General features: G+C 39.4%; 11 protein-coding genes. 5 read left to right on the top strand and 6 right to left on the bottom strand.

Annotated features, from left to right (window positions below; genetic code table 11):
• Positions 1 to 141 precede the first annotated feature (141 nt).
• Positions 142 to 1,212 (bottom strand): response regulator, encoded by a 1,071-nt coding sequence (locus WBM49_RS11710; protein WP_424372238.1) that lies wholly within the window; start codon positions 1,210 to 1,212, stop codon positions 142 to 144.
• 32 nt (positions 1,213 to 1,244) lie between these two features.
• A complete protein-coding gene (locus tag WBM49_RS11705; protein WP_424372237.1) occupies positions 1,245 to 2,948 on the bottom strand; it encodes an ATP-binding protein in 1,704 nt (567 codons plus the stop codon).
• 413 nt (positions 2,949 to 3,361) lie between these two features.
• Here WBM49_RS11705 and WBM49_RS11700 point away from each other — a divergent pair, with 413 nt between their 5' ends.
• A complete protein-coding gene (locus WBM49_RS11700) occupies positions 3,362 to 5,875 on the top strand; it encodes a cation-translocating P-type ATPase (RefSeq protein WP_424372236.1) in 2,514 nt (837 codons plus the stop codon).
• 64 nt (positions 5,876 to 5,939) lie between these two features.
• Here the strand turns inward: WBM49_RS11700 and WBM49_RS11695 are convergent, their stop codons facing one another.
• Together WBM49_RS11695 and WBM49_RS11690 are read right to left on the bottom strand one after the other, a co-directional pair.
• A complete protein-coding gene (locus WBM49_RS11695; RefSeq protein ID WP_424372235.1) occupies positions 5,940 to 6,338 on the bottom strand; it encodes a hypothetical protein in 399 nt (132 codons plus the stop codon).
• A gap of 10 nt (positions 6,339 to 6,348) precedes the next feature.
• Entirely contained in the window at positions 6,349 to 7,125 is a 777-nt protein-coding gene (locus tag WBM49_RS11690; RefSeq protein ID WP_424372234.1) for an RNA polymerase sigma factor, read from the bottom strand.
• 228 nt (positions 7,126 to 7,353) lie between these two features.
• Here WBM49_RS11690 and WBM49_RS11685 point away from each other — a divergent pair, with 228 nt between their 5' ends.
• The 3 genes from WBM49_RS11685 to WBM49_RS11675 are packed head-to-tail and all read left to right on the top strand — an operon-like array spanning position 7,354 to position 8,293.
• Positions 7,354 to 7,680 (top strand): YtxH domain-containing protein, encoded by a 327-nt coding sequence (locus WBM49_RS11685; RefSeq protein WP_424372233.1) that lies wholly within the window; start codon positions 7,354 to 7,356, stop codon positions 7,678 to 7,680.
• 6 nt (positions 7,681 to 7,686) lie between these two features.
• The gene (locus WBM49_RS11680; RefSeq protein ID WP_424372232.1) at positions 7,687 to 8,031 is read left to right on the top strand and encodes a hypothetical protein; all 345 of its coding nucleotides are present in this window, start codon (positions 7,687 to 7,689) and stop codon (positions 8,029 to 8,031) included.
• 1 nt (position 8,032) lies between these two features.
• On the top strand, positions 8,033 to 8,293 hold the full coding sequence (locus tag WBM49_RS11675; protein ID WP_424372231.1) for a hypothetical protein: 261 nt from the start codon (positions 8,033 to 8,035) through the stop codon (positions 8,291 to 8,293).
• Between the two features lie 288 nt (positions 8,294 to 8,581).
• Here the strand turns inward: WBM49_RS11675 and WBM49_RS11670 are convergent, their stop codons facing one another.
• On the bottom strand, positions 8,582 to 8,974 hold the full coding sequence (locus WBM49_RS11670; protein ID WP_424372230.1) for a hypothetical protein: 393 nt from the start codon (positions 8,972 to 8,974) through the stop codon (positions 8,582 to 8,584).
• Positions 8,975 to 9,118: 144 nt separating this feature from the next.
• On the opposite strand from WBM49_RS11670, the gene WBM49_RS11665 reads away from it, so the two are divergent.
• Positions 9,119 to 9,517, top strand: a complete 399-nt coding sequence (locus tag WBM49_RS11665; protein ID WP_424372229.1) for a hypothetical protein — start codon at positions 9,119 to 9,121, stop codon at positions 9,515 to 9,517.
• A 281-nt stretch (positions 9,518 to 9,798) separates the two neighbouring features.
• Here the strand turns inward: WBM49_RS11665 and WBM49_RS11660 are convergent.
• A partial coding sequence (locus tag WBM49_RS11660) for a universal stress protein (RefSeq protein ID WP_424372228.1) occupies positions 9,799 to 10,066 on the bottom strand: 268 nt, incomplete at its 5' end.

The raw sequence follows: 10,066 nt of genomic DNA, 5'->3' as shown, positions 1-10,066 counted from the left end.
AAACATTACCGGGGAGACTTTCCAAAAAGCTGATGTATCAAATGTTTCTGATAGAATTGAGAAAAATGTGCTCCTGTATTTAAAAAGATCATGATTACATATCAACAAAGTAGTACTTAAATATTTTTGGTATTGCCTACGCTACCCGTACTCTGCAATATTTTTTAACGCTTTCCTGTCTAATATAATAATCCTTTTGGCATGGCCCATGGTAATCAGGCCTTCTTCCCTGAATTCTGACAGGCTGCGGATCGCAGTTTCCGTAGCGGTACCTATCATGCCGGCAAAATCTTCTCGCGGAATATCAATGCCCTCATTTGGAAAATCTTTTATAATTCCCTTTTTGTACAGGTGTAATAAGGCCCTGGCTACTCGCTGGCGCACGGATGAGTAAGCCATATTGACCAGTTGTTCCTGTACTTCAATGAGATTGTTTGAAATGATGTCAATAAACTTGTGGGCCACTTCTTTATTTTCATAAAGCAGGTGAATAAAATTCGATTTAGGAATACCGTAGGCTTCCGTATTTTCAATGGCCATGGCGGTTTCTAGATAGGTGCCTTTTGGATTTAAAAGGGATAATTGACCCATAAAATCTCCTGCTTTGTGTATTCCCGTTACGAACTCCTTGCCAGATTCAATGGATCTGTAGGTCTTTACCGTACCGCTTTCCACAAAATACAAGGTATGCGCACCATCTCCTTCCATAAATAGATATTCTTTTTTACCGTATTCTTTTGGACGAAACTCTCTTGTAATATGTTCCAGGTTGAGATAGCTGGCTGCATCCTGAAAAAATTCATGAATGCCCTCTATATTCTTTGAGAATTCCTTGCGCAGAAAATCGGACTTTTTTAACCTGCTGTTTACAGCCTCCAGCAACTCGTGTTCCTCAAAGGGTTTCGTCAAATAATCATCAGCACCCAGGTTCATACCCTTTCGGAAATCGGACTTATCCGCTTTAGCTGTCAGAAAGATAAAAGGAATGCTTGCGGTTTCATTGCCTTTGCTCAATTCCTCCAACACCTCATAGCCATCCAAAACAGGCATCATTATGTCACAAAGAATCAAATCTGGATGGAAGGTTCTGGCCATATCAATGCCCACTTTTCCGTTTTCGGCCATGGCTACTTCGTAATTAGACAATTCCAGAATATCGGCTGTATTTTCACATACATCTTTGTTATCTTCGATTAATAGAATCTTTTTCATCATTATAATTTTTCAACTGTCTTTACCACTCTTCATCTCAAAGGAAATTCAATCCTAAAAACGGACCCTTTGTCCTCCTCACTTTCAAACCCCACAGTACCGCCCAAAAGTTCTGTGTAGTGTTTTACGATATGCAAACCCAGGCCGGTGCCTTGCATGTTTAAACTGTTTTCAGCGCGAAAAAAACGTTCAAAGAGATTTGCTTGTTCCTGGATGGGGATACCGATGCCCTTATCCCTGACTTCTATGCAAATGCCTTGCTTTCCACTTTTCAGAGTTATTAGAATGTCCTGATCCACTTCAGAATACTTTATGGCATTAGAAAGTAAATTAATAAGGATGTGCTGTAACAATTTTGGATCCAGGTAGACCTCAATAAATTCTTTGTTAGATTTCAAACTCAAGGTTTGCCCTCTTTTTTTAGTAGGTCCAATTTCTTCGAGCAAGTCCTTTGAAAATGCCACCAGGTTAAAGTGTTGCAGTTTCACAGGTACTTTCCCCTCTTCTAACTTACCTAGAGACATAAAGTCGTTCAGAATAACCACCAATTTCCTGACATTCGATTTTATTTGCCGGATGTATTTTTCGCGCTTTATCTCCAAACCGGGTCCATTCTGTTTTTCAATAAGAATAGCCGAAGACAAAATAGCGCTCAAAGGCGTTCTGAATTCATGAGATGCCATTGAAATAAAACGAGATTTTAATTTGTTGAGTTCCTGAGCTTGTACAAGGGCCATACGAATATCGGCCTCTGCCTGTTTCTGTTTGGTAATATCGTTATAGACAAAAAGGGTCCATTTTATCAGGTTGTTACCGTTCAAAAGAGGAGAGGAGTTTACTGCATAGTTCTTATTCATGAAACGAGTCTCAAAGGAGAGGTGTTCGCCTTCCAATGTTCTTTTGACATCTTCTTTGATACGTGCGATCCTTTTTTTTGAAAAAACATTTATATCATCAATGTTAAGTCCATCGAATTGACTTTTTTTAAAGCCCAGACGATACAATTCGCCTCCATCAATATACACGATATCAAAATTGGCATTGATAACAATTATGACCCCCTTGGGAAAGTTTTTTGATATAGCTGTAAACATCGCCTGACTCGCCAATGACTTTTTTTCAGCCTCTTTGGTCTCCAGCATTTGATCTTCAAGAGCTAAATTTGCATCAATAAGTTTTTGTAGGATGGCTTGGCATGCTTTGGTTCGTTCCGCGACTTCTTTCTCCAGATCATTCGTAGGTTCTCCAAGAATACGATATTTATTTTCTAGCTCTCGACGCACTATATTTCGTTCAATAGTCATACTTCTAAGATGCGGAAGGTTGGCAACTGTTTCACAATAAGGTCTTACTTGCTTTTCCCGCTTTGAAATATCTTTTACGAAGATAATTTTTACTCGTTTATCTTCAATTACTGCCAGACTCAGCTGCATTTCTATGGGGAATTGTGCGCCATTTCGTTTTGTACCGAAAAGATTCATTTGTTTACCCGGCTGCAAGAGTTCCTGGTTTCTGGTACGGGATATTTTTTTTTCTTCCGGAATTGCTCTGATTTTTTGGGGAATCACTTCTTTTAAATCTTTCCCTATCAATTCCCCGGTACTGTAACCAAACATTTTATAACAGGCGGGGTTAGCCTTCAGGATAAACCCATCCTGATCTACTATCAAAATGGCTTCGAGAGAAGATTCAAATATGGCCCGATAAACCGGGATGTCCGCTATGCTGTTATTCATTGATTTATTATAAATCATTTTAGTTACCCATGGCTGAATACCATAAATATTCAGATTAAACTAGGTATATACCCACAAAGATTCTGTATCGAACAAAGACAAAAAATATGCTTTCATAGATATTTTATTAAAGTTAGACGTATGATCCGATTTCATCTATGATATTTGTCATGAACACTACCTTAGAAGTTAACTGACTATGATCATTTTGTTGCCAGGCCAACTTCTATAATTTTAAACCTATGTTATTGTAAAACAAAGAAGAGCTATGTCACTTTAAGCATTGTATTTAGTACATTTATCTTTGTAGCAGCCATATTCATAATTGCCTTTTCCCTTTTAAGTTAGAAGAAAACGAGAGGTGAAGATGGGTTGTATTTTGATGGCGGTGCCAAAACCTCAACTACCTGACCATGTCTGTAGATAATTTTAACATTAAAGGACTGACCCAAGAGGAAGTACTTCAGGCAAGGGCAACTTATGGACAAAATATTCTGGAAGGGAAAACAAGCCTTGGCCTTTTCCATGCTTTAAAAGGATTGGCAAAGGAACCGATGGTCATTTTACTCTTCGTGGCCTCCGCAGTTTATTTTATAAGTGGAAATACGGGTGACGGCATTTTTCTGCTCGCCGCTATCGTTATGGTATCCGCTATTTCCTTATATCAGGATGGGCGGAGCCGAAATGCCGTGGAAAAACTAAAGAAATTTACTCAGCCTAAATGCACAGTCATTCGCAATGGGGAAACAGTTGAGATCAAAAGCGAGGATGTGGTTGTGGGCGATAGCCTAATGGTAGAGGAAGGTGCCACTATTGCCGCTGATGGTAAAATAGTACATTCTAATGATTTTTCGGTCGATGAATCCCTACTTACCGGAGAGTCCCTTTCGGTTTATAAGGATGCAGAACAATCTTTAAACACAATTTATAAAGGCACAACGGTTGCGAGCGGACTCGCCATTGCGACCGTAACCACTATCGGTAACGAGACCAAACTGGGAAAAATAGGGAAAAGTCTGGAGAGCATCAAGGAAGAAAAGACCCCACTTGAAGAACAGATTAACAGTTTTGTAAAAAAAATGGTGGTCGCCGGAGCTATCGTTTTTGTTATTGTTTGGGCTATCAATTATTACAATTCCCGTGATATTTTGGACAGTTTGCTGATGGCATTAACCCTGGCGATGTCGATCCTGCCTGAGGAAATACCTGTGGCATTTACCACTTTTATGGCCTTGGGTTCGTATCGGCTGCTAAAAATGGGCATCATTGTAAAACAGATGAAAACTGTTGAGACTTTGGGAGGCGCAACGGTCATTTGTTCGGACAAGACCGGAACAATTACCGAAAACAAAATGGCGCTGGCGAAACTTTTTACGCTGGCTTCCCAAAAAATTACCGATACGAACAACACTTTAGACAAGGGTGAAAAAGAACTGATCCGAATGGCGATGTGGGCCAGCGAACCCATTCCGTTCGATGCCATGGAAATTGCTTTACACGAAGCGTACCGCAGTATTACCAGGAAAGATGAACGTCCTGAATATAAAATGATACACGAATATCCGCTAGGGGGTAAACCACCCATGATGACCCATATTTTTGAAAATAAAGAGGGAAACCGGGTTATAGCGGCAAAGGGCGCCCCAGAGGCCTTGATAGAAAATTCTACTCTGTCCGATTATGAAAAACAGTTAATCATAAAAGCCATGGACGAACTCGCGAAGGGAGGGTATCGAATCCTGGGAGTGGGAGAGGCATATTTTGAAGGCACACAGTATCCCAAAATGCAACAGGATTTCAATTTTGTATTTAAGGGAATCGTCGCATTTTACGATCCGCCAAAAAAGAACATCAAATCTGTATTCGATGCATTTGCTGCCGCAGGGATCAAGGTAAAGATAGTGACAGGCGATAATGCTTTAACCACCGAAGCCATTGCAAAGGAAATTCAATTTAAAGGCCATGAAAAAAGGATCTCAGGTGATGAACTGATGCAATTGAGCGAAGCGGAACTAAAAAATCGGGTACAAACCACCAACATCTTTACCCGAATGTTTCCCGAAGAAAAACTTAAGATCATTAATGCTCTGAAATCAAATCAAGAGATCGTCGCCATGACAGGGGATGGTGTGAATGACGCCCCGGCCTTAAAGGCGGCTCATATCGGTATCGCCATGGGCAAAAAGGGTACTGAAACGGCGAAACAGGCCGCATCGGTTATCTTGCTCGAAGACGACCTGAGTAGCATGATTGATGCGGTTGCTATGGGCAGGCGTATCTATGCCAATCTGAAAAAGGCGATCCAATATATAATTTCCATCCATATCCCCATTATCCTTACGGTGTTCTTTCCTTTGGTACTTGGCTGGACTTTTCCCAATATATTCACACCTGTGCATGTCATTTTTTTGGAATTGATCATGGGCCCTACCTGTAGTATCATCTATGAAAACGAACCCATGGAAAAAAATACAATGATCCAAAAACCACGTCCCTTTACGGCCACTTTTTTTAACTGGAAAGAATTGACTACAAGTGTAATACAGGGATTGATGATAACCATAGGAACGTTGACTGCGTATCAATATGCGGTACAACAGGGTTATGACGAAGCTACGACCCGAACCATGGTTTTTGTGGCATTGATCTCAGCTAATATTATACTTACGTTGGTGAACAGGTCTTTTTACTTTTCCATTTTAACCACCTTAAAATACAGGAACAATCTGGTGCCTTTGATCATTATAGCCACGGTGGTTTTAACGGGAATGCTTCTTTATATACAACCATTGACCAGATTTTTTGAGTTTTCCACCTTGAATTCAAAACAGATATTAATAAGTTCGGGTATCGGCTTACTGTCCGTTATTTGGTACGAGATCGTAAAGTGGAAGAGGCGTACAATGGATAAAGAAGAGAGCTTATAACACAACAAGCCTCTTCGATTCATAAAACGATTGAATGATCTACAAATGACTCAGCCAGCAAAACTTAAAGTTTTTTCACAAACCCGAAGACCATCTTTTTGAATTCTTTAAAATCACGGCCAAAAATTTGCATCTGTTGGCCAAGTTTTCGGTGCTTCTTTCTATAAGCACCATCCGATAGTCCTTTTTCGCCCATTTCCAAACGGGCCAGGAATTTTTCGTGTTCCACAATGTCATCGGCCAGGTAATCGAAAAGGCTTTTATGGAGGCTGTCCAGATTACTGAGCATTATGGTAAAATCTGATTCCCTGCTGTCTTTTTTGCGCAATAAATAGGAGAAAAACTTGGTCTCGTCTTTCCAGAAGGCAACAGTCTCTAGCCATTCGCGGCTTTCCTGGTGCAGGACATCGAGGCCTGCCCCCAATAATAACTCAGTTTTCTGATTTAAAATTTTCGTTTTCATGTTGTAGGTATTAGTAATTTATTCCCCTATACCTGGTATAGAAACTGGTTTCCAGGGCATTCCGGGCGTTTTTCAAAAGTTTTTGTACTTCTTCAAGACCTTGGCCACGTATCATTGCTATTTCTTCAGCAGTTAAATGAAATTGTGTGGCCATTTCGAATACGGTCCTCATGGGGAGAGGCAAATGGTATAGGACCATATTGGTGTGGCGCCTGATATTTTCCTCGCCCAATTCCTTATCGAGCTTTGCAATCATTTCGTTATTATCGTCCTCAACAAAAACATGATTGAGTACATAAGGCGCATTCCTATAGGATATGTCGTCTAATTCATCCATCATGACAAGATCACCATCGCCATCGGTGGAGAATTTTTCCTCCATGGCATCCCAGGCGGGTTTTGTGAAATCGTCGATATTCTGAAAGAAAACCTCATCAAATTCCTCTTCCACAATAGTATCTTCCAACAGTTGGTCCGCAATTTTAAACAGCCATGGGTAGAAGTCTTTTTGATTTTTAACCTCATCAAAATGGTTATAGGCCGTAATAAATAATTGATCAACAAAATCATCCGGTCTGTATTTTCCATGCGGTAGATTCCCCTTAGACAACGCGGTTGCCAATCTTTTGGTGATGTATCGCTTTATCTGGGGTAAAGTTTTTAAAAGCAACTCATTAAACGCCTTTTCTTCACCTTTTTTCTTGAGCACTACCAAATCGGAAAAGGTACTTGCCGCGAATATTCGGAACTCCTTTTGCTTTTTGTAATAGGTTGCCGTGTTTTCCATTTTCTTGAATTTTTCTATTACAAATATGAGAACTGGAATTGGTAGGCAAAATGACTTGAATCAGTCAGGGTCATTTTATTGGAAGAGGATAAAGGGAGGACTATTTATCGGTCCATAATTTTTTAATCATTAAAAAGAAAGGTAACTGACCAAGGTCATTTCAAATACTGTTCTTGTTATGTACTTTAACCTTGAAAATTATATTTATTAACTTAAATCGTAGAAACCATGAAAAACACCAACGGAGTATTACTAGCATTATTGACCGGAGCTGCCATTGGGGCAGGTGTGGGTATTCTATATGCTCCTGATGAAGGGAAAAAAACCAGAAAAAAAATTAAGAGCAAGTTAGAGGACACAGGTCATGAAATCACAGAACGGCTAACCCATGCCAAAGACGAACTTACCAAGTCTGCCACCGAACAGAAAGATAAATTTGAACAAAAATTGGAAGATGCCATCTCTACAATGAGTTACAAGGCCGATGATATCATCGCCTCTCTGGAGCGCAAATTGGAAGATCTTAAAAAGAAGAATGCCCAACTACATAAATAACGGTACATGGCCTTTGAAGAAATGAAGAAGGATCTAATGGAGGCTAACGCTGATGTTAGATCCTATCTCGAAAATAGCGAAGAATATATCAGGCTTAAAATATTTAAGGTGCTGATGGGGCTAATAACATCAGGTGCTCAGATTATGTTGGTAGGTGCCGTGGCATTGTTGGCCTTGTTCATACTTTCATTTGCCGCCTCTTTTGCTATTGGGGAGGCCTTAGAAAGCAATTATTATGGCTTTTTGATCATAGGAGGCTTTTATATAATAATCGCTTTTCTATGTTATGTACTTCGGGATAGACTTAATGGTCCTTTGTTGCGAAAATTCTCTAAACAATATTTTGATTGAAATGGAAACACAATACACTACTCTTTCGGAAATAGATGATCGACTTCGCATTCTTAAGTTGCGGCGTGAGATAGACAAGGAAAGTATTAAGCTACATTTGAACCAGGTCAAGGCCAATTTTTATCCCATACAACTGATGGGGGGTGTTAGTGGTATTATTCAAAAAATTGCACTAACATTTGTGATAAAAAAACTGTCCGGGATATTCCGCAAACACCTTGGAGATAAAAATGAGAAGCAACTTTTGAGCGGGGTGGAATGATAAAGCACAGTATCGATGTAGTAGATAAATTCTTTTCCCTTGGCAAGGACCATTTCTCGCGGAACTGCGCTAATACTCTGTCTCTCTCCAAATGCTGGCAGTAGTCATAATAAATTTATACTTCATGGGTACCCAGCCTCCCTGAATTGTTTCCTACATAAACGTTTATGCTATAATAGTGTCTTATTTATTTAGAATAAAGTAAGCTTGGTCTTAGTGCTATATAACATGCATGCAAGGATCAGACCCGCTTTTTATCCAACTATTATTTTGTATTAGTTATCCCACTCACATGTACTTGGTCAGAAATGAAAAGAATTCTTTTTTAAGACTGTTGTAGATTTCGCGTTGGGTATCAATCCGATTTCTAAATTCCATGTGTTTTTTTGCCAAACGCACATCCAATGATTCATTCCCGGTTATGGTATGACCTGCGATGCTTGTTTCGTGTTCCTCAATAGTTTCCTCCAGGTCTTCAATTACACCTCCATGAAGAATAAATTCGTTTTGGTAATGTTCCAGTTGTTTTAAGACATCCTTGTTGGTCCAACGAGTTATCAATTCACTCAACCGATTGTTGAACGTTTTTAATTCGTCTTTCCAAAAAGCGAGTTCCGATTTCCAGTTTTGGTGTTCAAAATGAAAGTTTTCATTATACACCACTTCTTTAATTCTTTCCATGATGATTGTGTTTTGTGTTTTTTAGAATAGGAATGTGTTCCTTATCATAGTCCAAAACTATTGTAAGTGCAGGTATCATGAAATGATATAGGTCATTTACTATCTGCGTTTGGATGATTTATTTTGCAGTATAAATTAGAAGTTATGAAATTCAAAGATTTTTTCAAGTCGCGTTGGTTATTAAGTTTGTCAGCTGTTTTTTTGTTCATGACAAGTTGTGGTCCGGTAATCCTTAGCTCGCGCTACAATAGTCCACCACCTCCCTGGTTCTATCCAAACAGGATAGAGTTTGTGCGTTATGTATATTTTCCTGAATACAGTATCTATTATGATCTTTCGGCAAGAACCTACCTGTATTTAGACGGTGGGGTTTGGGTACGGCGGGAGGTATTGCCGCAGCGTTATCAACGAGTAGATTTAAGACGATCTCGATATGAGAGAATACGAAATTACAACGATGATAATATCAGGAAGTACCATGAAGAGCATAATGCCAATCGCGGAAGGAGCAATCTAAACACTCCTAGGAGAAATAGAAACTAAGGCATAAGAAATCAGATATATTACATACTGAATACAAAGAAAAAAGGGTAATAATACTATTCCGTTAGACAGCTCTAAGCCGAGACCAATTTATAATTTGAACGAGCTAGTATTAAGTTATAAATGATCCCTAATGGGTTATGTGCTTATCGATATAAGGTTTGCCATAGTCGGGGTTAGGGAGCATTCAACAATTAGTAAGGACTTGTAAAAAGGGCCTTGTATTTTAGGGGAGGTAGGACTTTTCCAAAAAACTCGGATGTAACTGTACTGGCATACTTCTAATTATCCGAGGTATCAGGGACTACCAAAAAGGGAATTTGGACGTGAAACCCGATCTGATCTATATTTTGTTTAATTAGTATCCGCTCGAAAAAGGAATGCCCTTGATTCATCATAGCCAACAGGTCTATGGAATGTTCCTCTACATACTCCAGAATAGCTTCGGGCAGAGGTTTGCCTATGGCTTCCACTTCTTGGTAGGCTGAATTAGCAAGAAGTTTTAACAAGATCATTTTGTTTTTCAGTTGTACATCGGGCAGGTTTTCT

This window comes from Muriicola sp., assembly GCF_049669965.1.
Classification (GTDB): Bacteria; Bacteroidota; Bacteroidia; order Flavobacteriales; family Flavobacteriaceae; genus Muriicola.
This window is presented reverse-complemented; position numbering and strand designations above follow the sequence as displayed.